20 protein-coding genes are annotated in these 17,353 nt (G+C 72.8%); 12 read left to right on the forward strand and 8 right to left on the reverse strand.

The window, feature by feature from the left end; genetic code table 11:
- Window positions 1-30: 30 nt before the first annotated feature.
- The gene (locus ACI2LY_RS02890) at window positions 31-942 is read right to left on the reverse strand and encodes an alpha/beta fold hydrolase (RefSeq protein WP_404705540.1); all 912 of its coding nucleotides are present in this window, start codon (window positions 940-942) and stop codon (window positions 31-33) included.
- A 116-nt stretch (window positions 943-1,058) separates the two neighbouring features.
- On the opposite strand from ACI2LY_RS02890, the gene ACI2LY_RS02895 reads away from it, so the two are divergent.
- Window positions 1,059-1,661: a TetR/AcrR family transcriptional regulator gene (locus ACI2LY_RS02895; protein WP_404705541.1), complete on the forward strand. Its 603-nt coding sequence runs from the start codon at window positions 1,059-1,061 to the stop codon at window positions 1,659-1,661.
- 23 nt (window positions 1,662-1,684) lie between these two features.
- Here the strand turns inward: ACI2LY_RS02895 and ACI2LY_RS02900 are convergent, their stop codons facing one another.
- Window positions 1,685-2,158, reverse strand: coding sequence for a MarR family winged helix-turn-helix transcriptional regulator (locus ACI2LY_RS02900; protein ID WP_389005552.1), 474 nt, complete (start codon window positions 2,156-2,158; stop codon window positions 1,685-1,687).
- Window positions 2,159-2,255: 97 nt separating this feature from the next.
- Between ACI2LY_RS02900 and ACI2LY_RS02905 the strand changes: the two genes are divergently transcribed.
- Window positions 2,256-4,385, forward strand: coding sequence for an MMPL family transporter (locus tag ACI2LY_RS02905; protein ID WP_404705542.1), 2,130 nt, complete (start codon window positions 2,256-2,258; stop codon window positions 4,383-4,385).
- Between the two features lie 53 nt (window positions 4,386-4,438).
- Here the strand turns inward: ACI2LY_RS02905 and ACI2LY_RS02910 are convergent, their stop codons facing one another.
- On the reverse strand, window positions 4,439-4,822 hold the full coding sequence (locus tag ACI2LY_RS02910; RefSeq protein ID WP_404705543.1) for a VOC family protein: 384 nt from the start codon (window positions 4,820-4,822) through the stop codon (window positions 4,439-4,441).
- Between the two features lie 79 nt (window positions 4,823-4,901).
- On the opposite strand from ACI2LY_RS02910, the gene ACI2LY_RS02915 reads away from it, so the two are divergent.
- Window positions 4,902-5,234: an antibiotic biosynthesis monooxygenase family protein gene (locus ACI2LY_RS02915; RefSeq protein WP_404705544.1), complete on the forward strand. Its 333-nt coding sequence runs from the start codon at window positions 4,902-4,904 to the stop codon at window positions 5,232-5,234.
- A gap of 77 nt (window positions 5,235-5,311) precedes the next feature.
- Window positions 5,312-5,647, forward strand: coding sequence for a hypothetical protein (locus ACI2LY_RS02920; protein WP_404705545.1), 336 nt, complete (start codon window positions 5,312-5,314; stop codon window positions 5,645-5,647).
- Window positions 5,648-5,668: 21 nt separating this feature from the next.
- Here the strand turns inward: ACI2LY_RS02920 and ACI2LY_RS02925 are convergent, their stop codons facing one another.
- Window positions 5,669-6,727, reverse strand: coding sequence for an enoyl-CoA hydratase/isomerase family protein (locus ACI2LY_RS02925; protein WP_404705546.1), 1,059 nt, complete (start codon window positions 6,725-6,727; stop codon window positions 5,669-5,671).
- A 182-nt stretch (window positions 6,728-6,909) separates the two neighbouring features.
- Here ACI2LY_RS02925 and ACI2LY_RS02930 point away from each other — a divergent pair, with 182 nt between their 5' ends.
- Together ACI2LY_RS02930 and ACI2LY_RS02935 are read left to right on the forward strand one after the other, a co-directional pair.
- Window positions 6,910-7,257 (forward strand): tetratricopeptide repeat protein, encoded by a 348-nt coding sequence (locus ACI2LY_RS02930; RefSeq protein WP_404705547.1) that lies wholly within the window; start codon window positions 6,910-6,912, stop codon window positions 7,255-7,257.
- Between the two features lie 96 nt (window positions 7,258-7,353).
- The gene (locus ACI2LY_RS02935) at window positions 7,354-7,998 is read left to right on the forward strand and encodes a peptide deformylase (RefSeq protein ID WP_404705548.1); all 645 of its coding nucleotides are present in this window, start codon (window positions 7,354-7,356) and stop codon (window positions 7,996-7,998) included.
- Between the two features lie 8 nt (window positions 7,999-8,006).
- Here the strand turns inward: ACI2LY_RS02935 and ACI2LY_RS02940 are convergent, their stop codons facing one another.
- Complete coding sequence (locus tag ACI2LY_RS02940; protein WP_404705549.1) at window positions 8,007-9,437, reverse strand: dihydrolipoyl dehydrogenase family protein; 1,431 nt, start codon at window positions 9,435-9,437, stop codon at window positions 8,007-8,009.
- A 194-nt stretch (window positions 9,438-9,631) separates the two neighbouring features.
- On the opposite strand from ACI2LY_RS02940, the gene trxA reads away from it, so the two are divergent.
- Window positions 9,632-10,024, forward strand: coding sequence for a thioredoxin (gene trxA / locus ACI2LY_RS02945; RefSeq protein ID WP_389005569.1), 393 nt, complete (start codon window positions 9,632-9,634; stop codon window positions 10,022-10,024).
- 1 nt (window position 10,025) lies between these two features.
- Here the strand turns inward: trxA and ACI2LY_RS02950 are convergent, their stop codons facing one another.
- Window positions 10,026-11,024 (reverse strand): LacI family DNA-binding transcriptional regulator, encoded by a 999-nt coding sequence (locus ACI2LY_RS02950; RefSeq protein WP_404705550.1) that lies wholly within the window; start codon window positions 11,022-11,024, stop codon window positions 10,026-10,028.
- Between the two features lie 164 nt (window positions 11,025-11,188).
- On the opposite strand from ACI2LY_RS02950, the gene ACI2LY_RS02955 reads away from it, so the two are divergent.
- Entirely contained in the window at window positions 11,189-11,851 is a 663-nt protein-coding gene (locus ACI2LY_RS02955) for a TetR/AcrR family transcriptional regulator (protein ID WP_404705551.1), read from the forward strand.
- A gap of 17 nt (window positions 11,852-11,868) precedes the next feature.
- The gene (locus ACI2LY_RS02960) at window positions 11,869-13,041 is read left to right on the forward strand and encodes an FAD-dependent oxidoreductase (RefSeq protein ID WP_404705552.1); all 1,173 of its coding nucleotides are present in this window, start codon (window positions 11,869-11,871) and stop codon (window positions 13,039-13,041) included.
- Here the strand turns inward: ACI2LY_RS02960 and ACI2LY_RS02965 are convergent.
- Window positions 12,953-13,696, reverse strand: a complete 744-nt coding sequence (locus ACI2LY_RS02965) for a TetR/AcrR family transcriptional regulator (RefSeq protein WP_404705553.1) — start codon at window positions 13,694-13,696, stop codon at window positions 12,953-12,955. The genes ACI2LY_RS02960 and ACI2LY_RS02965 overlap by 89 nt on opposite strands.
- 102 nt (window positions 13,697-13,798) lie before the next feature.
- On the opposite strand from ACI2LY_RS02965, the gene ACI2LY_RS02970 reads away from it, so the two are divergent.
- Window positions 13,799-14,362 carry an NAD(P)H-dependent oxidoreductase gene (locus ACI2LY_RS02970; RefSeq protein WP_389005579.1) on the forward strand — a complete coding sequence of 188 codons (564 nt, stop codon included), beginning with the start codon at window positions 13,799-13,801 and terminating at the stop codon, window positions 14,360-14,362.
- Between the two features lie 65 nt (window positions 14,363-14,427).
- On the opposite strand, the gene ACI2LY_RS02975 is transcribed toward ACI2LY_RS02970, so the two are convergent.
- Complete coding sequence (locus tag ACI2LY_RS02975) at window positions 14,428-15,396, reverse strand: SDR family NAD(P)-dependent oxidoreductase (RefSeq protein WP_404705554.1); 969 nt, start codon at window positions 15,394-15,396, stop codon at window positions 14,428-14,430.
- Between the two features lie 134 nt (window positions 15,397-15,530).
- On the opposite strand from ACI2LY_RS02975, the gene ACI2LY_RS02980 reads away from it, so the two are divergent.
- Complete coding sequence (locus tag ACI2LY_RS02980; RefSeq protein ID WP_404705555.1) at window positions 15,531-16,532, forward strand: alpha/beta hydrolase; 1,002 nt, start codon at window positions 15,531-15,533, stop codon at window positions 16,530-16,532.
- A gap of 31 nt (window positions 16,533-16,563) precedes the next feature.
- The gene (locus tag ACI2LY_RS02985; RefSeq protein WP_350906899.1) at window positions 16,564-17,010 is read left to right on the forward strand and encodes a type II toxin-antitoxin system PemK/MazF family toxin; all 447 of its coding nucleotides are present in this window, start codon (window positions 16,564-16,566) and stop codon (window positions 17,008-17,010) included.
- Window positions 17,011-17,353 lie beyond the last annotated feature (343 nt).

The following is a 17,353-nucleotide window of genomic DNA, read 5'->3' on the forward strand; positions in this document are numbered from 1 at the left end:
TCACCCTACAGGGACCTCGCTGAGCCGACGTCAGTCGTGGGAGGCCATGAAGCTCAGCATGCGTCGGTTGATCTCGTCCGCGTGGTCGATCTGGGGCCCGTGTCCGGTGTTGGAGATGACTTCGGCGCGGGCGCTCGGGATCAGGCGCGGGACGCGCTCGACCTGCCGTCGCGGATGCACGAGGAGGCTCCGCTGGCCGAGCGCCAGGTAGAGCGGGGTGCGGATGGTGGACAGGTCACCCTCGGACAGCGGGAGTGGGGCGGGACGGCGTATACGGAAAGCGCGACCGCCCAGCCGCACCATCGTGCGCAGCTCCGGCACGACGAGGACCGGCTGCTCCAGCCACGCCGCGAGTCGCGGGCGCAGCGCCTTGGGCGCGAACGTCGCGAACAGGCTGGCGAAGATCCACACGAAGAAGCGCAGCCCCACCTTCTCCAGACCGCCGGGGTCGAGGAGCGTGACCGAGGCGAGGCGGTCGGGCGCGCGGTGCGCCTGGTTCAGGGCGAGCCAGCCGCCATAGGAGGAGCCGACCAGATGCACGCGGTCGAGCCCCAGTCCGGCGAGCGTCTCGTCCAGCCACTGTGCGGCGTGTTCGGGCTGGTGAAGCGGTGCGCGCTGGAGGCTGCGGCCGGGATCGCCCGGGGTGTCGATCGCGTAGACCGGCCGGTCGGCGCTGAGCGCCGGGGTGTTCGGGTACCACATGGCGGAGCAGGCACCCGCTCCGTGCACCAGGACAACGGGGGTGCGTGACGTGGCGGCCGGATCGGTGGGGCCGTACCGGTAGACGTGCGTGGTGCCGAAGGACGTCTCCACGTCCGTCTCCTCGTGAGCGGGCGCTCCCAGCGCGTAGACCGCGTCGCAGGCCGCGAAGTAGCGGTCGCGCAGGGTGTCGCTCACATAGCGGCCGACGTCGGCCTGGGCGCGGGTCGCGGTCTGGGACATGCCTGCCTCCGGGGTTCGATCTTTCGTGATACGAACGTACCATCATTGGTACGGCCGTACCATAAAGGCCGGTGGGCGGACCCGCCCGGCGGACGCGACGACAGGAGGAGCGGTCGATGCCCAAGCGTGTGGATCACACGGAACGGCGCACCGAGATCGCGGAGGCGCTCCTGCGAGTGGCGGCGCGGCGCGGGCTGCATGCCGTGGGCATGCGGGACGTGGCGGCGGAGGCGGGTGTCTCACTGCGGCTGGTGCAGTACTACTTCGAGACCAAGGAGAAGCTGCTGCTGTACGGGCTGGAGCAGCTGACGACGAGGTTCGGGGAGCGGGTCGCCGCCCGGCTCGAGTCGGCCGGTAGGCATCCGGGACCGCGCGCGAGGGTCGAGGCCGTACTCGGGGCGGCGCTGCCGTCCGACGAGGAGAGCCGCGTCTTTCACCTCGTCCTCACCTCGTACGCCGTTCTCTCCATCACCGACGAGGTGCTCGCCGCCCAGCCGTTCATCGGAGACCCCGACGCGGCCGAGGCCACCTTGACAGCTCTCCTGGAAGAGGCGGAGGCGGACGATCTCCTTCAGCCCGGCGTGGACGCGCGCTTGGAAGCCGCCGGGCTGCTCGCCCTGTCCGCGGGACTCGGCACCAGCATCCTGGTCGGCCAGCGCACCCCGGAGTCGGCCGCCGCGATCCTGGACCACCAACTGGATCGGATCTTCCTGACCTGACCCGGTCCGCCGCCCTCGAACCCTCAGCGTTCCGCGGCGAGTTCGTGGTTGAGGGTCTGGAGGAACTCGGCGACGGTGTCGAGCTGTTCGGGGGTGAAGCGGCGCCGGGCCGCCTCCGTGCCGCGGGCGAGGGGGCTGAAGTAGTCGCGGGCCAGGGCGCGCGCGCCGGGGTTGTAGTGCAGGTGCACCACTCTGCGGTCGGCGCTGTCGCGGGCGCGGTTTATATGACCGGCGCGCTCCAGGCGGTCCAGGCAGGCCGTGACGGCGCCCGAGGTGAGGTCGAGTCGTTCGCGCAGGCGGGACGGGGTCATGGGCTCGCCGTCCAGGGCCGATGCGTCCATGATCGCGGCGAGCGCGTGGATGTCCGTGGCGTGGAGACCGTGCGCCTGGGCAAACGCGTGGGCGATGCGGTTGATCTCGCTGTTCAGGGTCCGCAGGAGGACGGCGTACCCCTGGAGGTCGCTGGGAGGACGCTCCTCCGGGCGTTCGGGCTGCATACCCGCAAGGATATGATCTCCAAGTACCTCGATCGTTGAGATACTTTGTGATTGAGTTACTTTTCCTCGGCATCCGCCCACTCCTCCTGGGGAGCGAATGAACTCCGTACGCCGACCGGTCCGCTGGCTGGTCCCTCTCGTCCTCGTGCTCGTCTGGCTCGGTCTGGGCGGAGCCTTCGGCTCCTACGCGGGCAAGCTCGGCGAGGTGTCGACCAACGACCAGACCGCGTTCCTGCCCCGCAGCGCCGAGTCGACGAAGGCCGTCGCCCTCCAGAAGACGTTCGAGCGGCAGGAGACCCTGCCCGCCGTGGTGGTCTGGACCGGGAAGGACGGCGGCCGGATCACCCCGGCCCAGCGCGAGGCGGCGACCCGGGCCCTGGCCTCGCTCACCGGCACCGACGGTGTCGTGGGCCGCCCGTCCCCCGCGCTCCCCTCCAAGGACGGGGCCGCGCTGGAGGGTGTCGTCCCGCTCAGTCCCGAGCTGGGCAAGCGGGTCACCGACGTGGTGGACCGGGTCGAGCGGGCGGCGGCGGGCGTCGACGGTACGCGCGCCCAGGTCGCCGGGCCCGCCGCCACACAGGCCGACCTCACCCAAGCCTTCGGCGGCATCGACGGCATCCTGCTGGGCGTGGCGCTGGCGGCGGTGCTGGTCATCCTGCTGCTGGTGTACCGCAGTGTGCTGCTGCCGTTCGTGGTCATCCTCAGTTCGGTGTTCGCACTCGGCATCGCCTGCGCGATCGTCTACGTCCTCGCCGACCACGGTGTCGTACGGGTGGACGGCCAGGTGCAGGGCATCCTGTCGATCCTGGTGATCGGCGCGGCCACCGACTACGCCCTGCTGCTCACCGCCCGTTTCCGCGAGGAACTGGCGCGGGGCGCCCAGCGGGCGGAGGCGGCGTGGGGCGCGCTGCGCGGCTCGTTCGGCGCGATCACCGCCAGTGCCGCCACCGTGGCGCTCGGACTGCTCGCTCTGCTGCTCAGCGACCTGACGAACAATCGCGCGCTGGGTCCGGTGGGCGCGATCGGCATCGGGTGCGCGGTGCTGTCGACGCTCACCTTCCTGCCCGCCGTGCTCGCCCTGCTCGGCCATGCCGCGTTCTGGCCCGCCAAGCCCCGCCCGGCCGATGTCGCCACGGGCGGCCACGGAGTGTGGCGCCGGGTGGCGCACCGGGTCGACAGCAGCCCCCGGAAGGTGTGGCTGGCGACCTGTGTCGTGCTGGTCGTGGGCGCGGCGTTCTTCCCGGCGCTCAAGTCCAAGGGTGTCCCGCTGGACGAACTGTTCGTCAACGACGCCCCGTCCGTCTCCGCGCAGCAGACGCTGGGCAAGCACTTCCCCGGCGGCTCCGGGCAGCCCGTGGTCGTCATCGCGGACGCGGCCAAGGGCGCGGAGGTGATCGCGGCGGCAGACCGGACTCCCGGCGTGGCCTCGGCCGCCGCGCTGAGCGCGACCGGCGCGCCGGGCGGTGCTCCCCGGGTGGTGGACGGCCGGGTACGGGTCGACGCCACCCTGACCGACGCGCCCGACAGCGACGCCGCCAAGGAGACCGTGCAGCGGCTGCGCGACCGGCTGCACACGATCGACCCCGGCTCGCTGGTGGGCGGCTACAGCGCCCAGCAGTACGACACCCAGCGCACCGCCGAGCACGACCGCGACCTGATCGTGCCCGTGGTCCTGCTGATCATCCTGGTGATCCTCATCGCCCTGCTGCGCTCCCTGCTGCTGCCGGTGCTGCTGGTGGCGACGGTGGCGCTCAACTACCTGGCCACGCTGGGCATCGCGGGCCTGGTCTTCCGGCACGGCTTCGGCTTCTCCGGCACGGACGCGTCGGTACCGCTGTACGGCTTCGTGTTCCTGGTCGCGCTCGGGGTGGACTACAACATCTTCCTGATGTCCCGCGTCCGCGAGGAGACGGTGCGGCACGGCACCCGGGAGGGCATCCTGCGCGGCCTGATCGCCACGGGTGGCGTCATCACCTCGGCGGGCGTCGTCCTCGCGGCGACCTTCGCCGCGCTGATCGTGATCCCGCTGGCGTTCCTCGTCCAGATCGCCTTCATCGTCGCGTTCGGCGTCCTCCTCGACACCCTCGTCGTCCGCTCCCTCCTGGTCCCGGCCCTGGTCCGCGACATCGGCCCGGCGGTGTGGTGGCCTAGCGGGCTGTCCCGCGAGCGGCACAACCCGGGGGAGCCGGAGTCGGCCGAGGGGGGCCGCGTGGAGCAGAAGCAGTAGCCTTCCGGGACGCCCGGCCGCCGCTCCCGGTGCACGGGGAGCGGCGGCCGCGGCTATACGGGGTCCAGGCGCCTGCGCAGGAGGCAGAACTCGTTGCCCTCCGGGTCGGCCAGGACGTGCCAGTTCTCCTCGCCGGTCTGGCCGATGTCGACCGGGCGGGCGCCGAGGGCGAGGAGGCGGTCGAGTTCGGCGGGCTGGTCGCGGTCGGTGGGGCTGACGTCGATGTGGAGGCGGAGCTTGGCGGGGCGGGGGTCGGTGGTGGGGCTGAGGACGAGGGTCGGCTGCGGGCCGCCGAAACCGGTGCCGGGCGGCCCGATCTCGATGCTGCCGTCCGCCTCGCGGCCGAGTTCCACGTAGCCGAGCACGTCGCTCCAGAACGCGGCGAGCCGCTCGGCGTCGGCGGCGTCGATGACCAGCTCACTGATGCGGCATGCCATGCGGGTCAGTGTACGGAGAACGGGCGAATCCGGTGGGCCGGAAGCGAGCCGAGCGTGCCGTACCGGGGAGCCTTCCGGCATGACCCTCACCGCACACATCGACACCACGCGCCCGGTGGCCACGCTCATCAACGTGTTCACCGTGGCCCCGGACCGCCAGATCGAGCTGCTCGACCTCCTCGCCCGCGCCACCGAGGAGACGATGAAGCACCAGCCCGGCTTCATCTGCGCCAACTTCCACGCCTCCCTGGACGGCGAGAGCGTCGTCAACTACGCCCAGTGGGAGACCGAGGAGCAGTACCGGGCGATGCTGGCCGACCCCGAGGCGAGGGTGCACATGGACAAGGCGGCCACCATCGCCACCCACGTCCAGCCCCGCCTCTTCCGCGTGGAGTCGATCCACACGAGCTGAGCCTGCCCGGGGCTCCAGCCTCAGGCTCTCCTCAAGTCCCTTGGCAGCACCGGAACATGACCGCCAGGATCGCTCGTATGACAGGACTCGTGGGACTCAGCAGGGGCCGGGCCTTCGTGCTGCCGCTCAAGGACTCGGACGCGATTCTGGCGGCGGTGCGCCAAGCGCTGGCGGACGCTCAGCCGGAGGAACGGGCGGGGCTGGAGCGGGCCGTGGCGCTGGTCGAGTCCACCGCCGCCGCTTCCGAGGACGCGCTGTGCGCCCGCTGGGTCCGCGCCCGGCTGGCCGACACCGGCTTCACCGGCGACCTCGCCTCGATGGCCGCCCTGCGGGCCCTGCGCAAGGCCGAGCCGAGCCTCGGCCTGCTGATGGCGGTGGAACTCCAGAAGAAGGCGGTGGCTCACCCGGAGTGAAGGGCCCCGGCCCGCGTTCCCTCACCTGGAGTGAGGGGCGTCCCCCAGTCCGAGTTCCCGCTCACCCAGTGGCGCGAAGAACCGCTCCACGTCGGTGACCTCCGCCAGGGTGGCGGGTGACCAGCGCGGTGAGCGGTCCTTGTCGATGATCTGGGCCCGGACGCCCTCGACCAGGTCGGGGGTGGTCAGGGCCGCGCAGGAGACGCGGTACTCCTGGTCGAGGACGGCTTCCAGGGAGTCGAGTCCGCGGGCGCGGCGGAGGGCGGCCAGGGTGATCTTCAGGGCGGTGGGGGACCTGGTCAGCAGGGTGTCGGCGGCCGCCTTCGCCTCGGGGGAGCCGTGGTCCAGGAGGCGGGCGATGATCTCCTCGACCGTGTCGGCGGCGTAGCAGGAGTCGATCCACTCCCGCTGGGCCGCCAGTTCGCCCTCCGGCGCCGGTCGGCCGTGGCGGGCGAGCACCTCCTCCACTTCGAGCGCGTCGAGGTCGGCCACCAGGTCGGGAAGCGCGGCGGACGGTACGTAATGGTCGGCGAGCCCGCACAGCAGCGCGTCGCCCGCGCCGATCTGCGCGCCGGTCAGCGCCAGGTGGGTGCCCAGTTCGCCGGGGGCGCGGCTGAGCAGGTAGGTGCCACCGACGTCGGGCACGAACCCGATACCGGTCTCGGGCATGGCGATCCGGGACCGCTCGGTGACGACCCGGACGCTGCCGTGCGCCGAGATGCCGACGCCCCCGCCCATCACGATCCCGTCCATGACGGCCACGTACGGCTTGGGGTAGCGGGCGATCCGGGCGTTCAGCCGGTACTCGTCCCGCCAGAACTCCGCCGAGGCGGTGCCGTCGCCGTCGCGGGCGTCGTCGTGGACGGCGCGGATGTCGCCGCCCGCGCACAGGCCACGCTCCCCCGCCCCGGTGACGACGACGGTCCGCACGGTCGGGTCCCGCTCCCACTCGGTGAGCGCTTCGTCGATGAGCCCGACCATGGTGTGGTTCAGGGCGTTGAGGGCCCGGGGCCGGTTCAGCGTGAGGTGGGCGGCCCGGCCGATGGTGTGCACCAGTACGGGTGCCTCGGCGCCGGTCATCCGATCACCTTCGGCGGGCAGTGGGCCACGATGACGCGCATGATGTCGTTCGTTCCTTCCGGGTCCGGTGGACGGGCGGGACACCGACGATCTTGCCTCCGCGGGGGCCTCCGGCGACACCCCCAGCTTTGGTGGAATATTCAACAACCCTGGGACGCTGTACCCGCCGAAGGAGGTCTCAGGTGGACACGAAGTACTACGACCACGGCACCGCCGCCGAGCGCTGGGAGCGGGCGGGGATGTTCTTCGACGCCAAGGAGTACGCGAGCGCCGCGCGCGTGCTGACCGGGCTGGTCGAGGAGGTCCCGGAGCAGACCGCGCCCCGGCTGCTGCTGGCCCGCGCCTACTACCACTCCGCACAGCTGGCCCGCGCCGAGGCCGAGCTGCGGATCATCGTGGAGCGGGACCCGGTGGAGCAGTACGCCCGGCTGATGCTGGGCCGCACGCTGGAGCGCCAGTCCCGCGGCGAGGAGGCCGCGCCGCATCTGCGGCTCGCCGCCGCCCTCGCGGGCGACTTCCCGCAGGACTGAGCACGTTCGGGCGCGTCGTATGAACGGCCGGTTTCGCACCGGCCGTTGGTGCGGCGCGCACCTCTTCTACGCAGGCGGGCGTGGCATCCTGGCGCGATGACACCTGTCAGTGATCACGCTCCCCTGGCCGAGCGGGTGGCCGAACTCCTCGCGGCGGGCGGCCCGTTGCCCATCGTCGCGGCCGGACACCCGGTGCTGCGCCGCCCGGCCGAGCCGTACGACGGCCAGCTCGCGCCCGGACTGCTGGCCCGCTTCGTACAGGCCCTGCGCGACACCATGCACGCGGCCCCCGGTGTGGGGCTCGCCGCCCCGCAGGTCGGGGTGGGACTGCGGATCGCGGTGATCGAGGACCCGGCCCCGGTGCCGGAGGAGATCGCGGTGGTCCGGGGCCGGGTGCCGCAGCCGTTCCGGGTGCTGGTCAATCCCGCTTACGAGGCGGAGGGCACGGAGGGTGCCTCCTTCTACGAGGGCTGTCTGAGCGTGCCCGGCTGGCAGGCCGTGGTGACCCGGCACGCGCGGGTACGGCTGCGCGGACAGGACGAGACCGGGCGGGAACTGGACGAGGTGGTCGCCGGGTGGCCCGCCCGGATCGTGCAGCACGAGACGGACCACCTGGACGGCACCCTGTACCTCGACCGCGCCGAACTCCGCTCGCTGTCGACCAACGAGGCGGTGACGGCCCGCTGGGCGCAGCCGTCACCGGAGGCGGCCGCCGAGGCACTGGGCTTCCAACTCCCCTGAACGGGACGTCAGTTGTCCCGGTAAGCCTCCAGCAGCCGCAGCCATACCTCGCTGAGCGTCGGGAACGGCGGCACCACGTGCCACAGCCGGTCCAGCGGCACCTGCCCGGCGACGGCGACGGTCGCCGACTGGACCAGTTCCCCCACGCCCGGCCCGACGAAGGTGACCCCGCGCAGGATCTCCTCGTCCAGGTCGACCACCATGCGGGCACGCCCCCGGTAGCCGTCCCCGTACAGGCTCGCCCCCGCGACGGAGCCGAAGTCGACGTCGACCGCGCGCACCCGGTGCCCGGCCTGCTCGGCCTCCGCGAGGGAGAGCCCCACGGCGGCGGCCTCGGGGTCGGTGAAGACGACCTGGGGTACGGCGTAATGGTCGGCGGTGGCCGCGTGGGCACCCCAGGGAGCCTCGTCCAGCGGGCTGCCGGAAGCGCGGGCGGCGATGACGGCGCCCGCGATCCGGGCCTGGTACTTGCCCTGGTGGGTGAGGAGCGCCCGGTGGTTGACGTCGCCGACCGCGTACAGCCAGTCGGTGCCGGGGACCTGGAGGGTGTCGTCCACTTCCAGCCAGGAGCCGGGTTCGAGGCCGACGGTGTCGAGGCCGATGTCGTCGGTCCCCGGGGCGCGGCCGGTGGCGAACAGGATCTCGTCGGCCTCGATGCGCTCCCCGTCGCCGGTGACGGCCACGACGGTGCCGTTCTCGCGGGTGACGGACTCGACGGAGATGCCGGTGCGCACGTCCACGCCCGCCTCGGTGAGCGACTGCGCGACCAGTTCACCCGCGAACGGCTCCATGCGGCTGAGCAGGCCCTTGCCCCGGACCAGCAGGGTGACCTGCGAGCCGAGCGCCTGCCAGGCGGTGGCCATCTCGGTGGCGACGACACCGCCGCCGACCACGATCAGCCTGCCGGGCACCGTCTGCGCGCTGGTCGCCTCCCGGCTGGTCCAGGGCCGCACCTCGGCGAGCCCGGGCAGGTCGGGGAGCTGGGCGCGGGTGCCGGTGGCGACGACGACCGCCTGCCGGGCGGTGAGCGTGGTGACCGTGCCGTCCTCGGCGGTGACCGTGACCGTGCGGGGTCCGGCGAGGCGGCCGTGGCCCCGGTACAGAGCGATCCCGGCGCCGTCCAGCCACTGGACCTGGCCGTCGTCCTTCCAGTGCGAGGCGAAGTCGTTCCGTCGGGCGAGCACCGCCCCGGCGTCGAGCGGCCCTTGGTTCGCGGGGGCGAGGCCGGGGAGGCGGCGGGCGTCGGCCTGGGCGATGACCGGCCTGAGCAGCGCCTTGCTGGGCATGCAGGCCCAGTACGAGCATTCGCCGCCCACCAGCTCGCTCTCCACGATCGCGGTGCTGAGCCCGGCCGCGTGGGCGCGGTCGGCGGCGTTCTCCCCCACGGGCCCGGCCCCGAGCACCACGACGTCGTACGCGATGGTTTCCGTTTCCGTCATGCGGCCAGTGTGGTGGGTGGGCGTCCCTGGGGCCACATGATCCGGCGGCGCGGGAATGCCGAAAGGTTTCCTTGAGGGGAAGCTGTAGGGGACCGAATCAGGGAAGACGGGGGCGGGAACGCCCGGAATAGGCGCCCTGGCGGGCATGTTTCCGCCGGTGGCACTACCTCCACACCAGGAAGAGGGATCACACCATGAGCGGCACCGTGGAGCTGACCAAGGAGAACTTCGACCAGACGGTGGCGGACAACGAGTTCGTCCTCATCGACTTCTGGGCGGACTGGTGCGGACCCTGCAAGCAGTTCGCCCCCGTGTACGCGAAGGCCGCCGAGGAGAACCCCGACCTGGTGTTCGCCAAGGTCGACACCGAGGCCCAGCCGGAGCTGGCGCAGGCGTTCGGCATCCAGTCGATCCCGACACTGATGATCGTCCGCGACCAGGTGGCGATCTTCGCGCAGCCGGGCGCGCTGCCCGAGGCCGCGCTCACGGACGTCATCGACCAGGCCCGCAACCTCAACATGGACGAGGTCCGCAAGGACATCGCGGCCCAGGAGGCCCAGGGCCAGGGACAGCAGCCGGGCGAATGAGCTAGCTGGACGCCCGGTGCACCAGGGTGGCGTCCAGTACGGTGCGGACCTCGGGCTCGGCACCGGGGTGGCGTACGGCGTGGTCGACCAGTTCGGCGAGGTCGCGGCCGGAGGGCAGATGGATGCGGACGGTGCTCAGCCGGGGCCGTAACAACCGGCCGAGCATCAGGTCGTCGGCGCCGACCACGGCCACGTCCTCCGGTACGCGCAGCCCCGCGTCCTGGAGGGCGCGCATCAGGAGCATCGCGTACTCGTCGTTGTGGGCGAACATGGCGTCGAGGCCCAACTCGGGCAGACGGGCGGCCAGTTCACCGGCCGCCCGTTCCGTGTACGCGAGGGGCAGCCCGGTCACGGTGGCGGCGGTTCCCGTGAGGGCGGCGCGGACGCCCGCGAGGCGGGGGCGGGAGAAGAGTTCCAGGCCGGGTTCCTCGGGGAGGATCACGCCGATCCGGCGGCGGCCCCGGGCGTACAGGTGGGTGGCGGCGCGGTGGCCGATGACGGTGTGGTCCATCAGCAGGGCGTGCGCGCCCTCGACGCGCGCGGGTCCGAGGGTCACCACGGCGCGGGCCCCGGCCCGCTTGAGCACCGCCACGCCGCGCGGGCCGAGCCCGGAGCCGGGGACCAGGACGGCGACGGGGCGTAACTCGGCCCAGGCGCGGACGGCTTCGTCGCCCTGGCCGACGGCGCCGTGCTGGACGACGGTGTAGTCCAACCGACCGAGCGCGGCCTGGAGTTCGCCGAGGAAGCGGTGGTGGAGGGGGCCCGCCGGGACGGCCGGGGCGGGCATCAGGACCATGCGGCTGTGTCCGGCGCGCAGGGTGCGGGCGGCCGCGTGGGGCACGTACCCGAGTTCGCGGGCGGCCGCGTGGACGCGGCGGCGGGTGGGCTCGCTGATCCGTACGGCGTCGGTGTCGTTGAGGACGTAGGACACGGTCGCGCGCGAGACTCCGGCCAGGCGGGCGACGTCGGCGCTCGTGGGCGTGTTCGGTATCTGCACCATGACAGGGCGCATCCTGGCAGAGGCGGCGGGGGCGGGTTCGGGCGGGGCGAGGCCGTACAGGACTGGACTAAAGCGGGTCGGGCGACCTGCGGATTCACCCACCATTTTACGAACATGTTCGCCACGAACTTGTTCGGAGCGAACATGTTCGTTACTGTCCAGCCATGACCCCACCCCCCGGTTCCCGTCGGGAGCGACCCGCCAAGCCCGCCCTCACCCGGGAGGGCATCGTGGCCGCCGCGGTGGCGATCCTGCGCGCCGAGGGGCTGCGCAAGGTCACCATGCGACGGCTGGCCCAGGAACTCGACACCGGACCCGCCTCGCTCTACGTCTACGTCCGCAACACCGACGAGCTGCACGCGGCCGTCCTGGACGAACTCCTCGGCACCCTCCCGCCCGTCCCCGCCGAGGGCACCTGGCGGCAGCGCCTGGAGCGGGTGCTCACGTCCGTCACGGCGATGCTGCTGGCCCACCCCGAGCTGGCGCGCTCCGCGCTCACCGCGCGGCCGAGCGGACCGCACTACCTGAACCTGATCGAGACCCTGCTCGGGCTGCTCGCCGAGGGCGGGGTGCCCCGCGACCGCGCAGCCTGGGGCGTCGACCTGCTGCTCCAGCACGCCACCGCGACCGCCGCCGAGCACGCCGGTGAGGAGCCCGCGGACGACTGGCGGAACCTGGTCGGCGTCCTGCGCGAGGTGTCCGAGCGGACCCACCCGCACATCGCGGGCAGCGCCCAGGTGCTGCTCTCGGGCACCCCCGAGAACCGGCTGTCGTGGGCCTTCCAGACCCTGATCAACGGCATCGAGCGGACCGCCGTACCCGAATGAGCCACCAGGAGACCGCCATGACCGAAACCACCACCACCCCGCTCCCCCACCACCCGATAGCCGTCGTCGGCGCCGGACTCGGCGGGCTCACGCTCGCGCGGGTGCTGCACACGAACGGCGTCGAGGCGGCGGTGTTCGACCTCGACCCGTCGGCCGAGGCGCGCACACAGGGCGGGATGCTCGACATCCACGACGACACCGGGCAGGAGGCGCTGCGCGCGGCCGGACTGCACGACACGTTCCTCGCACGGGTCCACGAGGGCGGCCAGGCCACCCGCGTCCTCGACCGGCATGCCGAGGTCCACTGGTCGCACGCGGACGACGGCAGCGGCGGCCGCCCCGAGATCGACCGGGGCGAACTGCGGGCGCTGCTGCTGGAGTCGCTGCCCGAGGGCCTGATCCGCTGGGGCGCGAAGGTGACCGGGGCGCGCGCGCTGGGCGACGGGCGGCACGAGGTGACGCTCGCGGACGGCACCGCCTTCACCACGGACCTGCTCATCGGCGCGGACGGCGCCTGGTCACGGGTACGGCCCCTGCTGTCGGACGCGATCCCCGCCTACACCGGCATGTCCTTCGTCGAGGCGGACCTCCACTCCGCCGACACCCGGCACCCGGTCAGCGCCGAAGTGGTGGGCGGCGGCATGCTGTTCGCGCTCGGCGCGGGCCGCGGCTTCCTCGCCCACCGCGAACCGGACGGCAGCCTGCATGTGTACGCGGCCGTCGAGTCGCCGGAGGAGTGGCTGGACGGCATCGACTTCACCGACCCCGAGGGTGCGGCGGACGCGGTGCTCAAGGAGTTCGACGGCTGGACGGAGAGCCTGCGCGCCCTGGTGGCGGACGCGGACGGTCCGCTGGTGCCCCGGCGTATCCACGCCCTCCCGGTCGGCCACCGCTGGCCGCGCACGCCGGGCGTCACCCTGCTCGGCGACGCGGCCCACCTGATGTCCCCGTTCGCGGGCGAGGGCGCCAACCTGGCGCTGATCGACGGCGCCGACCTGGCCCGCGCCCTGCTCGCCCACCCCGGCGACACCGAGGCCGCGCTCGCCGCCTACGAGGAGCGGATGTTCCCGCGCGCCGAGCACGCGGCCGCCGACTCGAAGCTCATGGGCGGGATGCTGTTCCGGCCGGACGCGCCGGAGCGGCTGGCGGCGATGTTCGGGGGGCATCAGCCGTGGGCCGGGCAGCGGTGATCCGGTCGACCAGATCGCACCAGCCCGCCTCCACCCGCGCCATCGGCATGCCGAGCTGGCGGGTCAGATGGTGGATGAGGGCCGGGTCCAGGTAGGCCAGCAGCACCGGGGCGAGCAGCTCGCAGTCCTCGCCGGGCAGCAGCTGGCGCAGCAGGACCAGCAGGTGGGCGCGCATGGCCTGGGTGGAGGGGTGCAGATGGCGCCGGGTGGGCTCGGGCAGCGCGGCCAGTTGCAGGTCGAGCTGGTCGGCGCACAGGTGGAGCACGGCGACCCCGAAGGCGTGCAGCCGTTCGCGCGGGGGTGCGCCGGGGCCGAGCGGGGGTGGGCCCGCGAGGAAGTCGGCCTGGAGCCGGGCGGAGGAGTGGTCCAGCAGGGCGGTGAGGAGTCCGGTGCGGTCGCCGAAGCGACGGAAGACGGTGCCCTTGCCGACCTGGGCCGCGGTGGCGACGGCCTCCATGGTCACCCCGGCCACCCCGTGCTCGGCGATCAGCCGGGTCGCGGCCTCCAGCAGCCGGGCGCGGTTGCGGGCGGCGTCGGCGCGCAGGCACGGGTCCTGGGGGCCGGTGCCGACCTCCAGCAGAAGGGGTGTGTCGACGGGCTCCTGAGGCTGTGGGCAGGGCGGCAGAGCGCTGGACATGAAGACAGCGTAAAGCATCGGGAACAAAACTGGACCCCGGTCCGGTTAAGGTGGTAGAAAATTAAACGGACCCCGGTCCGGATCGTTTCCAGCGTGTTTCACCACCCTTTGGAGTACTCCATGTCCGTTCGCATCCTCGCGCTCGTCGGCAGCCTCCGCGCCGGTTCGCACAACCGTCAGCTCGCCGAGGCGGCCGCCAAGCTCGCCCCCGAGGGCGCCGAGGTCGTGATCTTCGAGGGTCTGGCCGACGTTCCGTTCTACAACGAGGACATCGACGTCGAGGGCCAGGTCCCGGCCGCCGCCGCCGAGCTGCGCGCCGCCGCCCAGGCCGCCGACGCGTTCCTCCTGTTCTCCCCCGAGTACAACGGCACGATGCCGGCCGTGCTCAAGAACGCCATCGACTGGCTGTCCCGCCCGTACGGCGCCGGCGCCTTCGGCGGCAAGCCCGCCGCCGTCATCGGCACCGCCTTCGGCCAGTACGGCGGCGTGTGGGCGCAGGACGACACCCGCAAGGCCGTGGGCATCGCGGGCGGCAAGGTGATCGAGGAGATCAAGCTCTCCATCCCCGGCTCGCTGACCCGCTTCGCCGAGACCCACCCGTCCGACGACACCGAGGTCGCCGCCCAGCTGACCGAGGTCGTCACCCGCCTGCACGGCACCGTCGGCGACGTCGTCGCCGCCTGACCTCTCCCGTACACGCCCGAGGGCCGGAGTCCACTGGACCCCGGCCCTCGGCGCGTGCGCGGAACCTACTTCGCGAAGGCGTCCACGCCCGTCAGCTCCGCCGACAGCGTCCACAGCCGGGCCGCCTGCTCCGGATCGGTCGCCCAGTCCTTGACGCCGCCCCAGGTGCCGTCCTCGGGGGCGGGCTCGGCGATGTCGCAGTCCTCCAGGTACAGGCCGCCCAGGCCGTCGAGCTGGGGCGAGGTGGCGGCCCAGACCTGGGTGGCGGCGCCCTGCTCCGGGGTCTTGAAGCCCGCCGGGTTCAGCGGATTGCCCTGCTCGTCGATCCAGCCGCGCTCGACCATCTCCTCCTTGGGCAGGTGCCGCTGGAGCGGGGTCATGATGCCGCCGGGGTGCAGCGAGAAGGCCCGGACGCCGGAGTCCCGGCCCAGGGTGTCGAGCTGCAGGGCGAACAGCGCGTTGGCCGTCTTGGCCTGACCGTACGCCTGCCACTTGTCGTACCCCTCGGTCCACTGGACGTCGTCCCAGCGGACCGGGGAGAGGTGGTGGCCGCGCGAGGACACCGAGACGACGCGGGCGCCGTCACCGGAGGCGAGCGCGGGCCAGAGGCGGTTGGCGAGGGCGTAGTGGCCGAGGTGGTTGGTGGCGAACTGGGTCTCCCAGCCGGGCCCGACGCGGGTCTCCGGGCAGGCCATGATCCCGGCGTTGTCGATGAGGAAGTCGATGGTCCGCCCGGACGCGAGGAACCGCTCGGCGAAGCCGCGCACGCTGTCCAGGTCGCCGAGGTCCAGCTCGTCCACCTCGACACCGTCGATCCCCGCCAGCTCCTGTCGGGCCACCTCGGGACGGCGGGCCGGGACGACGACATGGGCACCGGCCTTGGCCAGCGCGCGGGTGGTCTCCAGGCCGAGGCCCGAGTAGCCGCCGGTGACGATCGCGAGCCTGCCGGAGAGGTCGATGCCCCGCAGGACCTCGTCGGCGGTGCTGTCGGCGCCGAAACCCGAACCGATCTTGTGCTGTGCAGGAGTGCTCATGACCGGAACGCTACGAATTGGAGTGCTCTCGAAGTCAAGCGCAGCACAAGGACGCGCCGGAGAGCTGCGCCGCGTCCCTCGGCCACCGATGCTGAAGAAGTGAATCGCACGCGAGCGAGGGAAGAGGCACGATCATGACCATGGACCCGCCTCCGTTCGACCCGGAACTCGCCGCCGCTCTGGAACCGCTCAAGGACGTGATGGAACCGGGCCTGACCCCGGACGGGATCGAGGCGGCCCGGGAGGAGGCGGCCATGGAGGTGTTCGGCTCGCTGGACCTCACCCTGGACGGCGCCTTCGAGGTCGAGGACCGCGAGGTACCGGGCCCGCCCGGCGCGCCGGACGTCTCGCTGTACATCTGCCGCCCCGTCGACGCCCCGTCCGGCGCCCGGCTGCCGGTGATCTACTACGTGCACGGCGGCGGCATGATCCTCGGCACCAACCGCGCGGGCGTGGACGCCGCCCTGTCCCTCGCCCTGGACCTGGGCGGCGCGGTGGTCGTCTCCGTGGAGTACCGGCTCGCCCCCGAGCATCCGCATCCGGCGCCGGTCGACGACGTGTACGCCGGGCTGCTGTGGACGGCGGAGCACGCGAAGGAGCTGGGCGGCGACCCGGAGCGGATCGTCCTCGCGGGCGCCAGCGCGGGCGGCGGTCTCGCCGCCGCCGTGGCCCTGCTGCTGCGGGACCGCCAAGGTCCGCCCGTGCTCGGCCAACTGCTGCGGTACCCGATGCTGGACGACCGCAACGACACCCCCTCCGGCCACCAGATGGCCGGGACCGGCGTCTGGGACCGCACGGCCAACGAGACCGGCTGGAACGCCCTGCTCGGCGAGCGCCGGGGCGGGCCGGACGTCTCCCCGTACGCCGCCCCGGCCCGCGCCACGGATCTGTCCGGGCTGCCCCCGGCCTTCCTCGACGTCGGCTCGGCGGAGACGTTCCGGGACGAGGTGGTGGCGTACGCGTCCCGGATCTGGGAGTGCGGCGGAGGGGCCGAACTCCACGTCTGGCCGGGCGGGTTCCACGGCTTCGACGCCTTCGCGCCCCAGGCGGCCATCTCGCGGGCGGCCCGCGCGGCCCAACTGGGCTGGCTGCGAAGGCTGCTCGCCGACGGGACGGACGAAACCCCGGCTGCCTAAGGGTCGTTGCCCGGCCACTAGGGTGCACGGCGTGAGCACGTACAGCGAAGAGAACGTTCCCGGCCGCTTCGGCCCCCACGCCACCACCGAGGCCGACCCGCGCCAGGTCGGCCCGGTCGCCACCGAGTACACGCCCGAGCGTGACGGCGACCCCGATCCGGGGGAGATCGTCTGGACCTGGGTGCCGTTCGAGGAGAACGACGGCCGGGGCAAGGACCGCCCGGTGCTGGTCGTCGCCAGGGAGGCCACCGGCACCTTCCTCGCCGTCCAGCTGTCCAGCAAGGAGCACGACGGCGAGCGGGAGTGGGTGGCGATAGGCCAGGGCCCCTGGGACCGCACCGGCCGCGACTCCTGGGTGTCCGTGGAGCGGGTGCTGCGGCTGCACGACGACGGCATGCGCCGGGAGGCGTGCGCGCTGGACCGGATGCGCTTCAACCTGGTCCGGCAGCGGCTCTACGAGCGCTACGGCTGGACCTGACCGCCCCGAGGAAGGCCCGTCCCGACCCGGGGCGGGCCTTCCTCGTGCCCGCGACCGTGCCCGCGACGGACTCACCCGGTCGGAGCAGACCCGCCCGCACCCCGCGAGCCCTCCTGAGCTGCCCGAACCGTCCTCACCGGCCGCTCTCCCCGCCGTGCCCGCACGCGCCGCCGGGGTAATGCTGGTGGGGTGCCGCGAAGGCGCCCGGAACCGGTCGACCGGTACGGGAGGAAACGCGCGAGGAGACGGAGATGAACGATCCCGGACGTCCCATGGGGCGCTCTTGTGCGATGCGGTGCGAGGGTCTTGGGTGGTACGCGTCTCTGCCCGGCACACCCCGAGC

It is taken from the genome of Streptomyces sp. NPDC002176 (assembly GCF_044903645.1).
Lineage (GTDB): Bacteria > Actinomycetota > Actinomycetes > Streptomycetales > Streptomycetaceae > Streptomyces.